Annotated in this window: 21 protein-coding genes; 19 read left to right on the top strand and 2 right to left on the bottom strand. The window is 39.2% G+C overall.

What is annotated here, in order from left to right:
* The first annotated feature begins 30 nt into the window (after positions 1-30).
* The 5 genes from ACQ2HE_RS12145 to ACQ2HE_RS12125 all read left to right on the top strand — a co-directional run bounded on the left by ACQ2HE_RS12145 (position 31) and on the right by ACQ2HE_RS12125 (position 3,377).
* Entirely contained in the window at positions 31-483 is a 453-nt protein-coding gene (locus ACQ2HE_RS12145) for a hypothetical protein (protein WP_430899094.1), read from the top strand.
* 1,321 nt (positions 484-1,804) lie between these two features.
* On the top strand, positions 1,805-2,065 hold the full coding sequence (locus ACQ2HE_RS12140; protein ID WP_430899096.1) for a hypothetical protein: 261 nt from the start codon (positions 1,805-1,807) through the stop codon (positions 2,063-2,065).
* A gap of 7 nt (positions 2,066-2,072) precedes the next feature.
* Positions 2,073-2,426 carry an FEKKY domain-containing protein gene (locus ACQ2HE_RS19920; protein ID WP_472846344.1) on the top strand — a complete coding sequence of 118 codons (354 nt, stop codon included), beginning with the start codon at positions 2,073-2,075 and terminating at the stop codon, positions 2,424-2,426.
* A gap of 97 nt (positions 2,427-2,523) precedes the next feature.
* The gene (locus ACQ2HE_RS12130; protein ID WP_430899100.1) at positions 2,524-2,931 is read left to right on the top strand and encodes a hypothetical protein; all 408 of its coding nucleotides are present in this window, start codon (positions 2,524-2,526) and stop codon (positions 2,929-2,931) included.
* A gap of 20 nt (positions 2,932-2,951) precedes the next feature.
* Positions 2,952-3,377: a hypothetical protein gene (locus ACQ2HE_RS12125; RefSeq protein ID WP_430899102.1), complete on the top strand. Its 426-nt coding sequence runs from the start codon at positions 2,952-2,954 to the stop codon at positions 3,375-3,377.
* Between the two features lie 471 nt (positions 3,378-3,848).
* Here ACQ2HE_RS12125 and ACQ2HE_RS12120 read toward each other — a convergent pair whose 3' ends face one another.
* The gene (locus tag ACQ2HE_RS12120; RefSeq protein WP_430902450.1) at positions 3,849-4,298 is read right to left on the bottom strand and encodes a GIY-YIG nuclease family protein; all 450 of its coding nucleotides are present in this window, start codon (positions 4,296-4,298) and stop codon (positions 3,849-3,851) included.
* Positions 4,299-4,845: 547 nt separating this feature from the next.
* On the bottom strand, positions 4,846-5,295 hold the full coding sequence (locus tag ACQ2HE_RS12115; RefSeq protein ID WP_430899106.1) for a GIY-YIG nuclease family protein: 450 nt from the start codon (positions 5,293-5,295) through the stop codon (positions 4,846-4,848).
* Between the two features lie 859 nt (positions 5,296-6,154).
* Between ACQ2HE_RS12115 and ACQ2HE_RS12110 the strand changes: the two genes are divergently transcribed.
* The 14 genes from ACQ2HE_RS12110 to ACQ2HE_RS12045 all read left to right on the top strand — a co-directional run bounded on the left by ACQ2HE_RS12110 (position 6,155) and on the right by ACQ2HE_RS12045 (position 18,909).
* Positions 6,155-7,063, top strand: a complete 909-nt coding sequence (locus ACQ2HE_RS12110) for a hypothetical protein (RefSeq protein WP_430899108.1) — start codon at positions 6,155-6,157, stop codon at positions 7,061-7,063.
* A 162-nt stretch (positions 7,064-7,225) separates the two neighbouring features.
* Positions 7,226-7,828: a trimeric intracellular cation channel family protein gene (locus ACQ2HE_RS12105; protein ID WP_430899110.1), complete on the top strand. Its 603-nt coding sequence runs from the start codon at positions 7,226-7,228 to the stop codon at positions 7,826-7,828.
* A 128-nt stretch (positions 7,829-7,956) separates the two neighbouring features.
* Positions 7,957-8,805, top strand: coding sequence for a hypothetical protein (locus ACQ2HE_RS12100; protein ID WP_430899112.1), 849 nt, complete (start codon positions 7,957-7,959; stop codon positions 8,803-8,805).
* Positions 8,806-9,033: 228 nt separating this feature from the next.
* Positions 9,034-9,663, top strand: a complete 630-nt coding sequence (locus ACQ2HE_RS12095; RefSeq protein ID WP_430899114.1) for a hypothetical protein — start codon at positions 9,034-9,036, stop codon at positions 9,661-9,663.
* A gap of 78 nt (positions 9,664-9,741) precedes the next feature.
* Positions 9,742-10,278: a GNAT family N-acetyltransferase gene (locus tag ACQ2HE_RS12090; protein ID WP_430899116.1), complete on the top strand. Its 537-nt coding sequence runs from the start codon at positions 9,742-9,744 to the stop codon at positions 10,276-10,278.
* Between the two features lie 156 nt (positions 10,279-10,434).
* On the top strand, positions 10,435-11,286 hold the full coding sequence (locus ACQ2HE_RS12085; protein ID WP_430899118.1) for an alpha/beta fold hydrolase: 852 nt from the start codon (positions 10,435-10,437) through the stop codon (positions 11,284-11,286).
* Between the two features lie 57 nt (positions 11,287-11,343).
* Positions 11,344-11,757 (top strand): GNAT family N-acetyltransferase, encoded by a 414-nt coding sequence (locus ACQ2HE_RS12080; RefSeq protein ID WP_430899120.1) that lies wholly within the window; start codon positions 11,344-11,346, stop codon positions 11,755-11,757.
* Between the two features lie 225 nt (positions 11,758-11,982).
* Complete coding sequence (locus ACQ2HE_RS12075; RefSeq protein WP_430899122.1) at positions 11,983-13,143, top strand: DmpA family aminopeptidase; 1,161 nt, start codon at positions 11,983-11,985, stop codon at positions 13,141-13,143.
* A gap of 128 nt (positions 13,144-13,271) precedes the next feature.
* Positions 13,272-13,694: a hypothetical protein gene (locus tag ACQ2HE_RS12070; RefSeq protein WP_430899124.1), complete on the top strand. Its 423-nt coding sequence runs from the start codon at positions 13,272-13,274 to the stop codon at positions 13,692-13,694.
* 143 nt (positions 13,695-13,837) lie between these two features.
* A complete protein-coding gene (locus ACQ2HE_RS12065; RefSeq protein WP_430899126.1) occupies positions 13,838-14,557 on the top strand; it encodes a hypothetical protein in 720 nt (239 codons plus the stop codon).
* 238 nt (positions 14,558-14,795) lie between these two features.
* Complete coding sequence (locus ACQ2HE_RS12060) at positions 14,796-15,374, top strand: hypothetical protein (RefSeq protein WP_430899128.1); 579 nt, start codon at positions 14,796-14,798, stop codon at positions 15,372-15,374.
* A 909-nt stretch (positions 15,375-16,283) separates the two neighbouring features.
* Positions 16,284-16,655 carry a DUF2200 domain-containing protein gene (locus ACQ2HE_RS12055; RefSeq protein ID WP_430899130.1) on the top strand — a complete coding sequence of 124 codons (372 nt, stop codon included), beginning with the start codon at positions 16,284-16,286 and terminating at the stop codon, positions 16,653-16,655.
* Between the two features lie 593 nt (positions 16,656-17,248).
* Positions 17,249-18,160, top strand: a complete 912-nt coding sequence (locus ACQ2HE_RS12050) for a hypothetical protein (protein WP_430899132.1) — start codon at positions 17,249-17,251, stop codon at positions 18,158-18,160.
* Positions 18,161-18,291: 131 nt separating this feature from the next.
* Positions 18,292-18,909, top strand: coding sequence for a hypothetical protein (locus ACQ2HE_RS12045; RefSeq protein ID WP_430899134.1), 618 nt, complete (start codon positions 18,292-18,294; stop codon positions 18,907-18,909).
* The last annotated feature ends 64 nt before the right edge of the window (positions 18,910-18,973 follow it).

Genomic DNA, 18,973 nt, shown 5'->3' with positions numbered 1-18,973 from the left:
AGATTGTTTATCATCTAATACAAACTATTCATGAACACATTCAAACCAGACAGTAGGCTTCAAAAGCAAAGTGAACTCAAATATTGGCTTGAGTATCTTGTTTTATTGGGAATAGTTGTACTAGTATCAAACTATGTCTTTATGTTAACAACAGAAAAAATAGCACTCTTACTATCAGTACTTCTCCTAATAAGAATTGCAGATAGAATTACTCAATACTATGTAAGCCAAATTGAAATAGATAAAGAAGAGGCCAACATAAAGATTGTTCTAGAGAGTATCCTTTCAGGGACTAAAGTCAGGGAATACGAATTTAATAAGATAAAAATAGAACTTGTAGAACATTCAGGGCTAAGAAAATATACAGGATCTCCTTTCGAACTGCTGATAACTGTTGAATCTGGCGGACTTTATAAAATCGGCAATCGGTATGGCTATAATATTAATACTTTGAAGGAGATTGAAAGGGCTGTGAGAATGTAACAGTGAAGTTTTGAGTTGTTTAGTTTTAAAGTTCTTAAGTTGATACATTATTGACACATGGTACTCAAGTTCACGCAAGAATTCCCAAAGCACAAATTCAAACCGGTATCTTTTGTAATGCCCAAACTCAAAACCTAAACAACTAAATCACTCAAAAAATCACCAACGAGTTTAGTAAAAAAAATAGCTTCATTGGCGCTTCGACTCTAACAATGCGTTTTGAGGTCCCTTTCTATTAATTGCGAAGTTATTTAGTTTTTAAGTTATTACACTATTGACGCATGGTACTCATCTTCAGGCAAAAATACCCAAAAGAACAAATTCAAACCGGTGTCTTGCGCAAAGCCCAAACTCAAAAACCAAACAACTCAATCACTCAATAACTCACCAATGAGTTTAGTGAAAAAAAACCTTTAAAAAGCGCCTATTCCATAACAACGCGTTTTGAGGTCCCTCTCTCGCTGCGGCTGCTTCGCAGCCTCGCTCGTTCGGGATGACGGGATTTTCTTATTACAACCCAGATTTCTCGCATCCTTCTTCAGGCCTGCGGCCTTGCGAAGAATGCTCGAAATTGCTTCGGACATCGTTGTCGGCAGAGTTAGACGAATGGTACATTAAAGAATGAAATTATATTGACTTGATAAAGACGTGTGCAGCGAATCAATATCGAGCGATAGCGAGAAATCTGGGTTATTTCCTCCCTAGTTTGTCATTCCGAACGAGCATTTTTTGCAAAGCAAAAAGCGCAGAGAGGAACCTAGAAATGGGTTTAGTAGAAAGACGCCGGTTTTGAAGCACTAAAGCTACATGGTATTAAGTAATTTAGTTGCTTAGTTTTTAAGTTGCTTCACCATTGACTCAAAGAGACACTTTGCTGACCAATTGGCGCCATGACAAAACAAATGACTGTTTATGGGAAAGCGGAGCATCAGTATTCTACCAAATAAAACAAGACAGTTTGAAAATCTCGTGCACTTCTATGCCTGATACAACAAAGAAGCGATTCCCGCCAATACTGTTTATAAAAATCGAAGGAGCAATGCTCACAGAACTTAAATCAAAAGCTTATTATACAATAAAAGCTGTGAACTAAATTTTCCATATTATGTTGGCTTAGCAACTCAATTTTGCTAATTTTCCAACCAGAATCAATTCAAAAAAATATATGTACAAGTGTAGTATCCTCCTTCAGTTTATCCTTCTATTAACCTGCACCTCCGCACTGGCTCAAGAATCCGAAACAAAAAAGAAGTTAATCGGGAATTGGATCTATTCTGGCCTCGAGTACAAGGGTCCAATAAATGAGGAAACCATGCAAGAAATGGAAAAGGCTAACAAACAAAATAAGAATTTGGTAGTAACCTTCAATGCTGATGGAACTTATCTAATCTGGAATAAAACCGAAGGGAAAAATGAGCCGTATGCAGAAGGCAAAGTAGAACTAACCAGAAAAGGTAAACACCTAAAAATCGAAGGACTGGAGGGCGATATTGAACAACTAGACACTGAAGTATTAAAACTAAGTGCACCGGAAAAGCCATTGATGGTTTTTAAAAAGTACGAGCCGAAACTAAAATCTTAGCACTAACATGAAAAGGGGACCATTATTAAGCCTAACAATCTTGCTTCTAGTGCAAGCACTTACTACGAGAGCCCAGTATTTTCAACAAAATAAACCAAATTTTTCGAAGGATTTATTAAACAATACCCTTCGCTTTTTCTCAGTTGGAGGACCTGATCCGGTAGCTTTTAGCAAGAGGGACAGTTTATTTGAAAAAAAGTATTGCGTGAAATATGTCCTATTTGGTTGTGAACCAGACTATGAACATGAAGCCATGTCCGAATATAACAGAAAAGTAGAACGTTATTTAGATCGTAGGTTTGGTAAGAAATGGAGACTAGAATTAAGGGGCAATGTGGTTGGGATCGTGAATGAAAAATAAGCGAATTAAAATGATTAGTATAAAAAGATTATTTGTTCACGAATTAACCAATCCTCCAGCAGTAAAGTAAAGAAAATTAGTTTCGAATGAACCAAATATGAAATTTCTCTTTAAAATATCATTGCCCATCTATCGAACGGTACTGTTACAAGCCATTCCACTGTTTTTGCTGGGCAAGCTATTGATTTATGCAGCCGGTCATAATCCACACGACGCCCCGGGGGAATACTCGCTCTACGTTTTTATTATCATAACTAATATTGTACTCTACCTATATTCAAATGCGAGAAAACAAGACAACAATGTGTCACTCAAACTGTTTGCATGCGCAGTAATTTTAGTAATTACTTGTACACTAGCAACTTTCTATGAACTTTACGATAACCCATTCATCCTTAAATGTATACAGAGCGAGGAACTAGTGGCTTCAATTCTACTAGCATTGTTTGCAATCATAGGAATCATTGTAATTTCAGGCATGATTCGTGAAAGAAAGAGTTTATAAAGTAATTAGATAAAGTCGAAATGAAACACATATTATTACTAGTAGCCCTTTCCATTCATCTTACTATTCTTGCTTGTGACTGCGACCAACCGACGCCATCAGTAAAAAGCAAATTGAATAATTCCAAAGCTGTTTTCACCGGAACAATAATTAGCAGCAAAAAATCAAACTTTAAAGACACTCTAACAGGAAAGAGCTATAACGAATTCTTTATAAGTGTGCACACAACAATTAAGGGAGATAGCACTAAAAAAGAAATGGTTGTATTGACTGAGGAAAGTGATTGCGGGATATTCTTAAAAATAGGAGAACCCTATTTAATTTATGCCTTCGAAACAAGCCAAAAGGGACCTCTCTTTATAGTACAATGCCATGCTAATTGTCCCCCACTCTCTTCTGAAATGGCCAAGAAAGATTTAGAAGAAATAAAAAGACTCAAAAAATAGCTGGTGGAAAAAAGTAACCTTGGAGAATCAATCAACTTGATGGATAAATCACCCACAGCCATACATTTTGGCTAGTTGTGTTTTCTTCGTATTAAAGAGTTTCAAACACTTGTAGCATGATACTCATCTTCACGCAAAAAAGCCCAAAAGAACAAATTCATGCCGGTATCTTTTTGTAGTGCCAAACTCAAAAACCAAACAACTAAACCACTCAAAAACTCACCAACGAGTTTAGTGAAAAAAAATCCCTTTAAAAAGCGCCTATTTCATAACAACGCGTTTTGAGGTCCCTCTCTCGCTGCGGCTGCTTCGCAGCCTCGCTCGTTCGGGATGACGGGGTTGTATAATAAACACCCAGATTTCTCGCATCCTTCTTCAGGCCTGCGGCCTTGCGAAGAATGCTCGAAATTCGCACCAAAAACAACTCCGAAACAAAGACGAGCTTATCTCTGTAATGAAATTATTTGGCGATCAGCTGCTCCTTAATATGTCAGGATTCAAAAAACGCCATTTCGGATTCTTCGAAGCAATCAACTGTTCTTTCTTTTCTCGTCGCCATTTTTTGAGTTCCTTTTCTCTTAAGATAGCGTCTTTTATTGATGCAAATTCTTCATAATAAATCAACTGATAACAGTTGTATTTCACAGTAAAGCTATTTTCTCCACCTCGTTCTTCAATGTGTTCAGTTAATCGCCGTTTCAAATCATTGGTTAAACCAATGTAGAGAACTGTCTTACCAGGATTTGTCAGAATATAAACATAAAACATACGCCTATTTTTAACTATCCCACTAAGATCAACAATCAGAAAAGTACTTGGATGGTGAAAGAAACATAATACGCCGAGGTTTTTCTCTGAAGCCGCTATTTCGAGCAGCACCGAGCGCAGACCTGAGCGTACCGAAGGTACTGAGAAGGTCAAGCGAAGTGATGGGAGAAATCTGGGTTATTCCCTCCCCAGCCCGTCATTCCGAACGAGCATTTTTTGCGAAGCAAAAAAGCGAAGAGAGGAACCTCAGAATGGGTTTTATAGAAAGAAGCCGGTTTCGAAGCATTAAAGCTACATGGTATTAAGTAATTTAGTTGTTTAGTTTTTAAGTTGCTTCACCATTGACTTATAGCGCTCATCTTCACGCAAGAATGCCCAAAAGAACAAATTCAAACCGGTGTCGTTTTAAATGCCCCACTCAAAAACCAAACAACTAAATCACTCAAAAACTCACCATTGAGTTTAGTGAAAAAAACAGTTTCAAAAACGCTCCTTCCATAACAAAGCGTTTTGAGGTTCCTCTCTCGCATCGGCTGCTTCGCAGCCTCGCTCGTTCGGGATGACGGGATTTTTTATTAACAACCCAGATTTCTCGCATCCTTCTTCAGGCCTGCGGCCTTGCGAAGAATGCTCGAAATTCGCACCAAAAACAACTCCGAAACAAAGACGAGCTTATCTCTGTAATGAAATTATTTGGCGATCAGCTGCTCCTTAATATGTCAGGATTCAAAAAACGCCATTTCGGATTCTTCGAAGCAATCAACTGTTCTTTCTTTTCTCGTCGCCATTTTTTGAGTTCCTTTTCTCTTAAGATAGCGTCTTTTATTGATGCAAATTCTTCATAATAAATCAACTGATAACAGTTGTATTTCACAGTAAAGCTATTTTGTCCACCTCGTTCTTCAATGTGTTCAGTTAATCGCCGTTTCAAATCATTGGTTAAACCAATGTAGAGAACTGTCTTACCAGGATTTGTCAGAATATAAACATAAAACATACGCCTATTTTTAACTATCCCACTAAGATCAACAATCAGAAAAGTACTTGGATGGTGAAAGAAACATAATACGCCGAGGTTTTTCTCTGAAGCCGCTATTTCGAGCAGCACCGAGCGCAGACCTGAGCGTACCGAAGGTACTGAGAAGGTCAAGCGAAGTGATGGGAGAAATCTGGGTTATTCCCTCCCCAGCCCGTCATTCCGAACGAGCATTTTTTGCGAAGCAAAAAAGCGAAGAGAGGAACCTCAGAATGGGTTTTATAGAAAGAAGCCGGTTTCGAAGCATTAAAGCTACATGGTATTAAGTAATTTAGTTGTTTAGTTTTTAAGTTGCTTCACCATTGACTTATAGCGCTCATCTTCACGCAAGAATGCCCAAAAGAACAAATTCAAACCGGTGTCGTTTTAAATGCCCCACTCAAAAACCAAACAACTAAATCACTCAAAAACTCACCATTGAGTTTAGTGAAAAAAACAGTTTCAAAAACGCTCCTTCCATAACAAAGCGTTTTGAGGTTCCTCTCTCCTTCATTTGCTGCGCAAACTCAGTCGATCGGAATGACGGGGAAGTATTTAAAACCACCCAGATTTCTCGCATCCTTCTTCAGGCCTGCGGCCTTGCGAAGAATGCTCGAAATTCGCACTAAATAACGTTTTCGACAAGAATAGATAGAAGGTACTTTAAACAATAAAATTATATTAACTTAATAATGAAAAGCGCCGCGGAGCAACAGAAGCGTTGACACTGCAGAATTATAAGGAAGGAATAAAGTATCAGACGAGTAATTTGAATAGAACATGAAAAGCACAAATGGTGGGTAATCACACTTGATCAAAAACAGAAATCAATCTACTGATGAAAGCACCACTCCAACTGCTCATCAATACTGATGGCTACCTACTACTATCAATAGGAGCTGTTTTAGAAAGACCAAAAAGTGCTTTGGAATATATCAATGAATTGAACTAAATTAAGAGTTCAATACAACAGTACTAACAAACTGGTTCTTCCATGAAAATAAACTTCTGGCTCTTACTACTTTTGAGTCTTTTAAATACGAATCTTTTAGCACAAGTCGACGATAGCCTATTTACTCGGCTGCAAGCAATTTCCAACAATGGAGTCGATTTCTTTAATGTGGACGGCATTGAAATTACAAGTCAGAATATGCCCGGTGAGTTTAGCAAAAAAAACATCCTTAAGAAATACAAACGGTACAATATCAAAGAATCCGATCTAGTAGTTAGTGATAGTATCTTGGGCGGCCAGAATTATGTTGTATCAAAATCGGAGGAAATAATTACAGGGACTGTTCAATACACTTCCTACTATTTTATTGAGAATAATACAGGGGGAATTACTGCCATCACTTTCGGTGGATTCCATCCGGGAGATAAAGACTTTGAACGTAATTTAACGCAGCTGATTCTTAACAAAAAAATACCGTCGTCTCTTTTCCATAGAATTGAAATTGATAGCATCAATTTTGCCGGGAGAATGATAAAGTTGGGAGGAAGTTGCCATTGGATGGGAATCAACAATGTACAATGTCCGTACAACGGACAAATGAATTGGAGTGTCCATAAAACACTTGTTGGAGCGTCGGCCGGAATTACTGACCAATACAATTTAATCAAATCTAAGAAAGTAGGGAAGATCCTTTCTGAAGATACTGTTGACATCCTATTTGAAGGAAAACCCGCCAAAGCCATCAAAGCAGTGTACGATATCAAGGGAGTGAAATCGCTGCTGGTGGGTATGAGTGGCGCCAAAACGCTAACGGTGTACTTTGTTGCCGCTCCCGCTACTCTTTACTATGTAAGTTGCGTTATGAGCTTTTGGGATAATGATCTGATTGGTAAGGATGGACTGCCCGCTCTATTGCAAGAAGTGATGCAACTGAATGTTCCCAAAAGCTGAATAATTTAAACTTGACATAGTCCAACCAAACACTATTTCAAGTACAGTACACGCCCCCGCCATCGACACTTTAGCAAAGTTCCCAAAACCTCCCCAGCTTCCATCTAAAAAGCTACCTTTATGACTTTGTAGAATTCAGCATTTCTTCAAAAAAGACCACCAATGGATTTTCTTAGCTTGGTTTCATACATAGGAACGTTTGTTTTCGCACTCACGGGTGCGCTGAAAGCACGCAGGCATCAAATGGATATCTTTGGCGCAGCACTCTTGGCTTTTGTAACCGCATATGGCGGAGGAACCATTCGCGACATCCTATTAGGCATTCGCCCTTTGAGTTGGATCAACGATTATACGGCACTTCTACTAGTGCTGCTTGCCCTGATTCTTGTCTTTCTATTCAATCAAAAAGTACTCAAGCTAAAGTATACCATTTTCATTACCGATGCCATTGGACTTGGTCTCTTCACTGCATTGGGAATTCAAAAATGTATTCTGGCAGAAATCAACAGCGGCTATGCCGTGATCTTGGGAACCATTGGAGCTTCCTTTGGTGGATTGCTGGCCGACATCCTCAGCAATACGGTTCCCGACTTACTCAAAAAAGGTGAACTCTATGCAACCGCTTGCTTGGTTGGCGGAACCATTCAAGTACTCTTGGAGAAGCAGGGAGTGAACTTCAATATTTCAATGTCGGTTTGTATTGTGATTGTTGTTGCGGTTCGAATTCTTTCCAGATGGAGAAAGATATCATTGCCGGAGATTTGAGGCCTCAGCTTGCCCTGGTGGGCCTTTCTCCGAAAACTCAAAAATTACACTGACCAGTCCTAATGACTACTCAGCCTGTTCAAGATTTTGAAAATAGATTCTGTACAATTCTATCAAACAATAAGACTATGTTTTATAAAAGTGAATTATTATCAGCCATCGTTCTTACTTTATTGATAATTACATCATGTAGATCAAGAATCTCCAATCAAGAACTTACCCTCACTGCTATTACTCAAGAATTGGAAGAAAATATTAAAGTATCCAAGAGTCTTACTCAACAGAACTTTCATCAACTTCTAGCAAAAACCTATGATCCATCAACAGCAGAAAGAGCCAAAAGATGGTATTTAATCGCTGATTCAATTAAAGCTTACTCTACTACTTTAGACAGCCAAATCATTCTACTAAAAGAAAATATTCGATCAAAAAATACACCTTTTTCAACAGACAGCATTCGCAAAAACCTGCAAGCCTACGGCCGAGCCTATGAACAATTAGACAGCTCAGCATTCAGTCGATTCACTACTATTTGCAAGAGCTTACAAACAGTAGCGGACTCTATCGATCAAATCAAAGCAAATATTTCCAAAGAACAAGCATTGGCAATTCTCACAAAACTTCAAAGTCAAGTTTCATTGAGCGAAACCTACTTTATAGAATACTGTAATAGTAGAGTTCCTAACTATGATGACAGTTATTACAATGAAACTCCATTGATAAATCAGAATGTAAAGAAGTTAAAGGCAAAAGAGGAATTGGAAATAAATGTTGGTCTTGGCTTCTTAAGCTACCCTAGCTATCCCAAGATATTGGTGAATGGTACACCCATTGCAAGCTCAGAAAATGGATTCTTTCAATACAAAATGAAAGCTCCGGAAGCAAAAGGTGTATATCGAATTCCTATTGTAATAGACTATATTCTTTATAATAAAAGAATCGTTGTAAAAAAGGAAGTTAGTTACGAAGTGGAGTAGTTCTAAGGCCCCGGAATACCTTACTAAAAAACTATTCAACGCCTTCTAAAACTGATACAGATTTTTCAGTGCGATGAATCGCGCTGCTACCATACACAAACTTACAAAATGCCGCCGCAATAAATCGACGGCGGCGCTTAGGTTGGAGCCTTCGAGTATCGTATACTTCGCAATAATCAAAATAATTATCTTTATTTTATTATTGAGATAGATTCCAAACCATCAACCATGAGCACTACCATCGGATTCATTGCCATAGAAGGAAATCAATTATCAAGTCTTGCTGAAATATTCAGTCGCTTTCAATTGATAGACACCAACAAAGACCTTCATCTGAATTCATGGGCAGAAGCCAGTAAAATCATTGAACAAGAATACCTCGAGCCCAACGATTTTTCACAGCGAAGAGTTGTTTGGTTTCAAAACAATTGGACAATAATTGAAGACCATTCTCTCCTCTTGTGTACTGATACAGAAGCTTTACAGAAGAATGCTCTAGAAGGTAGATTGTGTATTTATTCTTTCTTAAGTCAAAGCACGAGCAATAGTCATGGTTTCTGGCACTTCACTCCTACAGTATCCCGAACGTTCTTTATAGAAGACGGAGAAACCATCGAAAATACAGGCACACCTCTTCCTCAAGAAGCAAATCTGAACATCAACGAAGACCTATATTACGACGATATTATTGAACTGGCAGCCACTTTGGGGATAGACTACTACGCTGCAGAACAATTAAAACAATTCACGGTAAAACAGCTCATTAACAATGCTGAATTAAATTCACAAATTGAACAGATTAAAAACGAGCAAAAAAGTATTCAAGTTGCTAAAAAGCCTTGGTGGAAATTTTGGTAATACATTTGAGAACAAGCAAGTTGATCCTAAAAACGAATACTATCCAAAGATTTACCATCTCTAACAGCTGCTCCATTTATGACCATATTTCCTTTTTCTTTATTTCCAAAATTAGAAAGCACTAGACTAGTACTCAGGCAAGTAATGCTATCTGATGCAAACGCTATTTTTCGGCTTCGATCCAATTCATCTGTAAACAAATACATCGACCGAAAATTGTGTACAAGTATTGATGAGGCGCGCAGCTTTATCGAAAATGTAACGAAGTATTTTCAAGAAGGCAAGGCCATTTACTGGGGTATCCATTTAAAAACGGATGACACTATCATTGGCTGTATCGCATTCTACAACATCTCAGAAACAGACCACAAAGGTGAAATTGGATATGAACTAATGCCTGAGCACCAAGGGAAAGGTGTGATGAAAGAAGCATTAAACGCAGCCCTGAATTTTGCATTTGATTCCCTTTCAATAAAGAAGATTGAAGCCAATGTACACCCTCAAAATAATGCTTCCCTGCAATTGCTTTTAAAGCTTGGTTTCAAACTCGACCAAGAAAAAAGCAAGCATCAACCGGAACTTGCTTTGGAATGTATAAGAATAAACACCCTGTAGTTACTCCCTAGAGATATCATTGAGATTTAAAAAACCATTGATTCCGGCACTTCCCGTCGCAATACACCCCTGAACTTGACGCTTTCGTCCTTCCATTTCTATTGAACAGCCGCTTACCTTTGAAAAGTTAATAGTACTGAACTCTAATCAATCGATATGAAAAAGACATCACTACTGGTCACTTTTTTGCTGCTATTGTTAGCAAATTCAACAAAGGGGCAACAAGTAGCTCCCTCTCAAGTAGGATATGCTCCTGTTAACGGAATCAAAGTGTATTATGAAGTATATGGGGAAGGCAAACCATTAATTCTTCTTCACGGCGCCTTTTATACGATTTCAATGAATTGGGCCGAACTGTTACCGGAACTGTCGAAAACGCGAAAAGTGATTGCCCTTGAAATGCAGAGTCATGGCCATTCGCCGTACTCTGATCGAAAACTTGACATCAAAACCCTGGCCAGTGACGTAGCAAAAGTAATGGATTATCTAAGAATTGACACTGCCGATGTTGCAGGCTACAGCATGGGAGGTTCTATAGCCTATCAATTTGCGGTTGACTTTCCAAAACGCTTGAGAAGATTGGTCATTCTCTCTTCAACCTACAAATCTAGTGGCTGGTTGCCTGAGGTAAACAATGCTTTTACCGATTTTAAGCCCGAGTTGTTCGATGGCAGTCCTTTGCAAATCGGCTACGACGCAGTTGCGCCTGATAAATCGAAATGGCATAAATTCTTGAAACAAATGTTTGATTTCTCTCAGGTATCATTTGATGTAGGCGATGCCAAAATTGCTGCACTAAAAAAGCCGGTTTTAATCATCTCGGGCGATAATGACGGAGTAGATAAAATTGAATTGGCAAAAACCTACCAATTATTAGGAGGAGGCATTTCGGCAGATTTAAGGCCTATGCCTGCGTCGCAACTTGCCATACTACCATCGCAAGCGCATGTAAGTTTAATGATGCAAACCTCCCTTCTACTAGAATTTATCACAGCCTTTCTAAAATAGTCTTCTTAAAAAAGGTAATGCAACTGTAAAACTGCAACAAATCACTAGATTCACATCATGAAACTCACTTACAGCGATACTATTTGTCCCGATGCAGCAGCAATCATTGACCTTTATGGAAGTGCCGATTTACCAAGACCGATTCACGACTCGAAACGAATTCAGAAGATGTACGAGAATTCGAACTTGATCATCAGCGCTTGGGATGGCGACCTGTTGGTAGGCGTTGCGCGATCCATAACGGACTGGGTTTGGTCGTGCTATTTAGCAGATCTTGCTATTAGAAAAGAATACCAAAAAGAAGGCATTGGAAAAGAGCTGATTCGCTTAACGAAAGAGAAATTGGGCGATCAATCGATGTTACTATTGCTTTCAGTACCCACTGCAATGGAATACTATCCTAAAGTGGGTTTTAAGAAGCAAGAAAGTAGTTTTATAATCGATCGAGCAGACTGGAGAAATAAGGAATAGGTACTTTTTTAACGTGTGACGCTTGCTCACTCATTCTCCCCTTTCAAAAACATTATTTTCCGATTCGTTAAATCCTACGTAAATTAATGCTAGCAAGCTAGATACACTTTTCTTTCTCGCTTTGCTTTTAGCAATACAAAAAGCAGATACTGAAGGGAATATTGTAGCCTTTCATTCCATGAAATAATTTATATTATTAATTTTCTTACAACTAAACTTGCCCTCATGCGTCAACTCCTCCTCATTTGCTTACTATTTTTCTTAAACAATACTATCTATGCTCAAAAACCCAGGGCAAGAGATATTGGAATTCCATTTAAGGGAATCACGGGAAAGCACAATGCAATTACCGATGTAAAAGGCGTAGAAGTAGGTTACAGCACTATCATCTCCGGCGAGGGTAAAAATATTCGCGGCAAGGGCCCGGTAAGAACCGGAGTTACAGCCATTCTTCCAAGAGGAAGAAATAACAATCCGGTATACGCGAATTGGTATTCCCTAAATGGCAATGGTGAAATGACAGGAACCACTTGGATCACAGAATCGGGTTTCTTGGAAACGCCTATATTGATCACCAATACGAATAGCGTGGGAGTGGTAAGAGATGCTGTACTAAAATGGTTTGTAAGAATGGGATGGTACAAAGAAGATTTCTGGTATACTTACCCGGTAGTAGCAGAAACTTACGACGGCTTCTTGAACGATATTTACGGCTTTCATGTAAAGGAAAGCAATGCTTTTGAAGCATTGGACAATGCGAAATCAGGATCTCTAGCTGAAGGAAATGTTGGAGGAGGCACCGGCATGATGTGTTTAGGTTTCAAAGGCGGCACTGGAACGGCTTCAAGAGTAATAAAAATCAAAGATTCCAGTTATACAGTGGGTGTTCTTGTTCAGTCTAATTTTGGAGCCAAACAGAATCTGACCATTGCCGGTGTACCCATTGGTCGTGAATTAAAAGATACATTGAACTATGAATTTAAGGCAGCCCCTTCTTATCGTCAAGAAGGAGATGGATCCATCATTGTTGTAGTAGCAACGGATGCACCCTTATTGCCTCATCAACTCAAGCGTATAGCGGCTAGAGTGCCATTGGGTGTTGGAATTGTAGGTGGCAGAGGGGAAAATGGATCAGGCGATATTTTTATTGCTTTCTCTACCGCAAATAGCACTGCTTTTCAACGCGAATCGTTCACCACTGTAGAACAATTACCGAATGATTTAATCAATCCACTATTTGATGCCACCGTTCAAGCAGTTGAAGAGGCAATTATCAATGCCATGGTTGCAGCGGAAACAATGGAGGGCATCAATGGAAACAAAGCATATGCATTGCCGCAAAAGTTGGTTGTGGACTTATTAAAGAAATACGGAAGAATTAAATAGCGGTAATTAGATAACCTGCTAATTGAATCTTTTACATATACGAACTAGGTTCGAATAAGAAATCCATTCACTCTAACTAATAAAATAATATGGGGCTCTTCGATCTATTCTTCGGAAAAAAGCTTATCGTGCAGCACGATTTTTTTGGTGAGCTCATCTATAGCAGTCGGAAGAATTTTACCGGCAACGACTACTTTTACGCAAAAATGCCCTTTTCCTTATCAACTGAAGTCATAGAGTTGTTCATTGATGCCGCGCCTAGCGGACCAACAGCAAGTCAAGTTGAATTCTACAAAGAAATTGAAAAAAACTACGCATCGATCTCTCAATCAATCATCCCAATTATTGAAGATGAATTCAGAAATTGGCAAGAAGACTTTAAGATAGAAGATTTTTCAGTCGAGTTTCAACCCACTTTTATCCACCTTCCTAGAATGGAATCGAAACCCATCGTTTGGGAAATTTCATTCGACTCAATTCATGATAAAAATCATTGCTTCTCAATAACCATGAATGATTTTAGCGCCATCAGTGTTTTAATTGACGGGTAAACAATTGAATTCAAGAACATTCGAACAGATATAAAAAAGCAGAAGATTACCTTATAGAAGGCTATGCGCTGTAGCATTGGTATTGGAACTTCCATCTAAATTTAATATCTTCCTTTTGATATCAAAACACAACTAGTTGCAAAATGCCTGTTGAACTTGCGATAGCTATTTTTGTAGGACTGCTGCTTTTTATATTACAAAGACCCAAACCAACGGAGGATCCCAATTATCAAAAGCACGTTGCCTTTCACGAAGCCGCACATGCTATTATGGGCATTCATTGCGGATTTCGTTGTAAAGGAGTCATCCTGAATGTGACGGCCGGTAAGCCGGAAATCATCCGTCCTGAGTATGCAGACATACATGGCACTGCTTTAATCGATACAGCTCCGTTTCATAATGAATTTGACTTGATCAAAAATAGTATGATCATCAACCTAAACAGGGATGCCTTACCGAGAGATGAGGGCACTATTCAATTTGCCAAGAAACAATTGTTGATTTTGTATGCCGGCGACTTGATTGTTCAAAAAGTTTTCAATGTTCCCAATTACTATTTGGGCACAAATTCAAAAGGATATACACAACAAGGAGAAGACTTGAATGTGATCCAAAATATTCACGATTATCTGGAAAAAGTTGATCAAGCTTGGCCGCCCGAAGAAGCCAAACAAGCAGTGCATGATATCTACGATCAATACAAAGAAGTGAGAGCCGCCATTCATTTTTTAGCCGATCGTATGTTGAAGAAGCCGGGAGTCATGATACCCGAGGTGCAAATAATTGAAGATTTGAAAACAGTTAATTTCTTCAAATCTGCCGCTAAATCCGGCGAGGACAATTCTGAACTAGCCACAGATTAGCCCGCACACTTACTGTACAGTAATGTATCAATATATTTCATATAGTAATTATCAATTATTTCCAGGCAGACACATGTTAGGAAGCATATTTCTCTAACAACTAATAGTAGCTATAAAATGAAATCAGATTGTTTTCCCGATATTTACCTACGATGCTTCGTCATATCAATAGTTAAAGACAATGCTAACGCGTAACACACTCTTTACTGTTCTGTATTTTTCGGTTGCAATTACCGGGATGCTTTTTACCAAAGCCTCCTCTCAAACTTTGATTCTTGTGTCCCTTTCAATTGCTCATAGTTTTTATACCTTAACTGAATACATCATTGCATCAAGAAAGATTCATTGGGAGCAGGCGTTGATAAAGAAGCACAGCGGGTCTCCTTTGAAACTAAGTCAAGCTGTTTTAAACGTTCTTATTTTGTTAGCGATTGTATTTGGCGCTCTATGCCTGTTTAAAACATTCACTATTGTTACTGCAATTATATGGGTATATGTTCTAGCTTTAAACTATTTCATCCAGTACCTAGTAACAAAAAACAAAACGATTCCTGTGTATTATATCAACAAAGGCGTTATTGTATACAATGAGCTTTTCATCAAAAAATACAATCTTCAAGAGCTAGGTATAGTGGTGTACGACGATTATGACGAAGAATATTTTCTAAGATTCTCCAATAAAAAAGAGCTGATCATTAAAAAAGCAGATTTTGAGGAAGAAGACATTCATCGATTTATATATTTTGCGATTGCGAAAAGTGAAGCCACTGTTTCTATTTCTGAAAACATCAGAAACGCGATTGTTGTATTGAATTAACGAATGTGCGACCCCTACAGGGTCGGGCCCCTTCGTCGCAAATCCGGTTCTACGCATATTCGACCCCTCCAGGGTCGGACCATTCTTCACAATACCTGTTTTTCACATGTGCGACCCCTACAGGGTCTAAATCCGAAACACCTTCTTTTTTTGCTACTGACATGCAACCCCTCCAGGGTCGGACCATTCTTCACAAACCCTGTTTAACACATGTACTACCCCTACAGGGTAGAAATCCGAACCACACTTCATTTGGCTACTGACATGCGACCCCTGCAGGGTCGGTCCCCTTTCGTCGCAAATCCGTTCTACGCATATACGACCCCTCCAGGGTCGGACCATTCTTCACAAACCCCGTTTAACACATGTGCTACCCCTACAGGGTAGAAATCCGAACCACCTTCATTTGGCTACTGACATGCGACCCCTACAGGGTCGGGCCCCCTTCGTCGCAAATCCGTTCTACGCATATACGACCCCTCCAGGGTCGGACATTCTTCACAAACTCTATTTAACACATGCGCAACCCCTACAGGGTCGAGATACTAAACACCATCTTTTTTGCTACTGACATGCGACCCCTACAGGGTCGGGCCCCTTCGTCGCAAATCCGGTTCTACGCATATACGACCCCTCCAGGGTCGGACCATTCTTCACAAATCCTGTTCTACACATGTGCGACCTCTACAGGGTCGAAATTCGAAACACCTTCTTTTTTGCTACTGACATGCGACCCCTACAGGGTCGGGCCCCTTCGTCGCAAATCCGTTCTACGGATATACATCCCCAAAAGAGTCGTGAGTTACAATTCATTCTTTTCAGCTACTGTAAGTTGGGTTTGTTTCCGGTTGCATTAATACAACGCTTTCTTCGTTTCGATTTTTCTGTTAATTTGCAAAAAAGAATCAAATGGCTACTACTCCGGAACACGATGCCAAGATTGCGAAAATGAGTTTCGCGTCTGTATACCCTCATTATGTAAAAAAAGTGGAGAGCAAGGGTCGTACGAAAGAAGAATTGCACGAAGTCATTCAATGGCTAACGGGCTTTAATGATACAAAACTGAAAGAACTGATTGAACAGAAAGTAACATTTGAAGCGTTCTTTCAACAAGCTAGTTTGCACCCCAATGCTTCTCTGATCACCGGTACCATTTGTGGCTATCGAATCGAGGAAATTGAAAATCCCCTAACAAGGCAAACCCGTTATTTAGACAAGTTGGTGGATGAATTGGCGAAGGGGAAGAAGATGGAGAAGATATTGAGAACAATTAATAATTAAGAATTAATAATTGGGTGCGTGGTAGAGCGGAGGTTGCAGGGGTTACATACGAAGAGGTAATGACTTTGAATTTGTTAGGATGTGTTTTAGAAGGAGTAAGAATTCGAATTTAATACTACCTTTTCAAATAGCTAGCTAAGGATACTAACTTTCGCCATATCATTATATACAAAAAAGCATTTGGCGAAAGCTATCTTTCCGAATTGCAATCTAAAAAATAAAAGACTTTCAAATTGTAGGAAACAACCTCGGGTTGAATTTATGTCGCTCCTACGGGGGCTGGAAATGTGATGCCCTCCCTTGATTTATGCTACAATCATGCCGCCCCTACGGGGCTTGCACCTACCAAATAAAGAATTTTCTTACAAGTCTAGAACGCCGCTGGCTGCAATCAAATAGGCTCGTTTCCACTGAATAAGACCTACTAGTTGTTTGAAACAATACCTTCCAACCTTTGCGACTTCTCAGCGATCTTGGCGCGCTTTGCGGTGAACAAATCAAGCTCAGCCGAATGCTTATCCCTTGCCTATTTCTCCCATTTTTGTAACATGCAGAACACAACCTATCTTTATCTATAAACCGATTGAATCATTATGAAATTTCATCAACTGATATTCCCATGTTTTCTATTCTCATTACTCACCACTGCACTTTTATTTAGTTGCGCCAACCAGCCCTCCTCTTCCTCTCCCTCTTCTTACACCTACCCCACCAAAAACTACCTTGAAGTAGCCCATTATTTCGATACCGTAAAAAACGCTCGATTCCCCTACGTTATTCATTTAAAAGAAGGGAAAAAAGAATTGGTTTTCATCGGTACCGCTCATACGCGCGATGTAACTCAACAAGCCGATAGCATTGATTTCTACTTCAACCTACTCAAACCTCAAATTGCCTTCAATGAGGGAGGTCAAATTGCAAAAGAAAAACACTATAAAACTAGAAACGATGCCATAGCCAATGATGCAGAAATAGGTCAACTGAAATACTTGTGCGATCAGCAAAAAATTGAAATGATCAATGGCGACCTGAGCTCCGGTGAAGAAATGGAAGCCCTCTTCAAACAATACGGAAGAGAACAAGTGCTACTTTACACATGCTGCGAACGCTTCTTCGCCCTTTATAAAAATGGATGGATTGATACCACCAAAGGTATTGAAGCAGCTTACCAAAAAGACTTTATTCAATACCTTGAATCTGAAAAACTTCAATTCCAACCGGAAGAAAAGAAATTCAATTTCATGAAAATTGCTTACAAAAAGATCTTCGGTACTGAGCTGGATGTATACAATGTACCCGTTGAAAAATACAGTTTTCTAAAAGATGGAGGTCGACTTTGCGAAGTTGGTAGAAGCTCAAAAATGGTTCGAGATGAACACCTCCTAAAAACCATCGAAACCGCTTTTAAAACAAACGATCGGATTTTCGTTGCCTTTGGCGGTGCCCATGCCGTTGCTATCGAACCCGCCTTGAACGAACTGATGAAAAAAATCCAGATTCATTAATACCCATATTCAAAACCAAACTTTCATAAAGAAGCAGTTCTGGGAAAATAAACTATCAGGATAATTTTCGTAGATTCAATTTTATATACAAAGGCAATTCGAAGTCAATTCACCAATCAATCAAGTAACTCATGCTTGACAAAATATTCCGCATTTCAGGAAACAAAATCGCTTCCTTTATTGCAGATGAAGAGTCTTTGAAATTTTCTTCATCAACTTCCAACTTCACGGTAGAAGGATTTAGAGACTCGTTTGGGAAAACGCTATCGCTGTCGAATAAAACTGAAATCAAATACGAAAAGATCAAATCCATAACAAAAGAAGACAGCGAAAATGAAGTAAAAATCATTTACAAAACAATGGTTGGTCTACCCGGAGAATGTGAATTCACATTCGATGACGCACCCGACTGCGAAGAATTTTTCCAATACATGGAAAAGCAGCAGTACTTTATGCGAATTAACGAAACCCTCTCCCCCTTTAGAGCCATTAGAGGCTATTTAATTGGATTGGTTATTGTTATCCCAGCTACCTATTTTTCCTATACGGTTGCTGTATCGATAGCAAATGGCACGGAGTCGGAGCCGAGTTCATCAAAGTCGAGAATATTCAATTACGTGGTGGGCTTGCTAGGTCCAAACGGTGTAATTGGAGTGGGAATAGCACTCTCTGCCTATCTTTTGTACCGGATTTGGACCAGGTACAAACAGCCGCCAAGTATAACAAAATTAATACCACCGAATTCCTGAACGTCGAATATTCCGGCTTCCACCATTCAAACTTGTCGTATTTCACCCCCTAACTTGTCGTTTC

Origin of the sequence: Endoryza foliicola (genome assembly GCF_050589245.1) — a bacterium.
GTDB lineage: Bacteria > Bacteroidota > Bacteroidia > Chitinophagales > Chitinophagaceae > Endoryza > Endoryza foliicola.
This window is presented reverse-complemented; position numbering and strand designations above follow the sequence as displayed.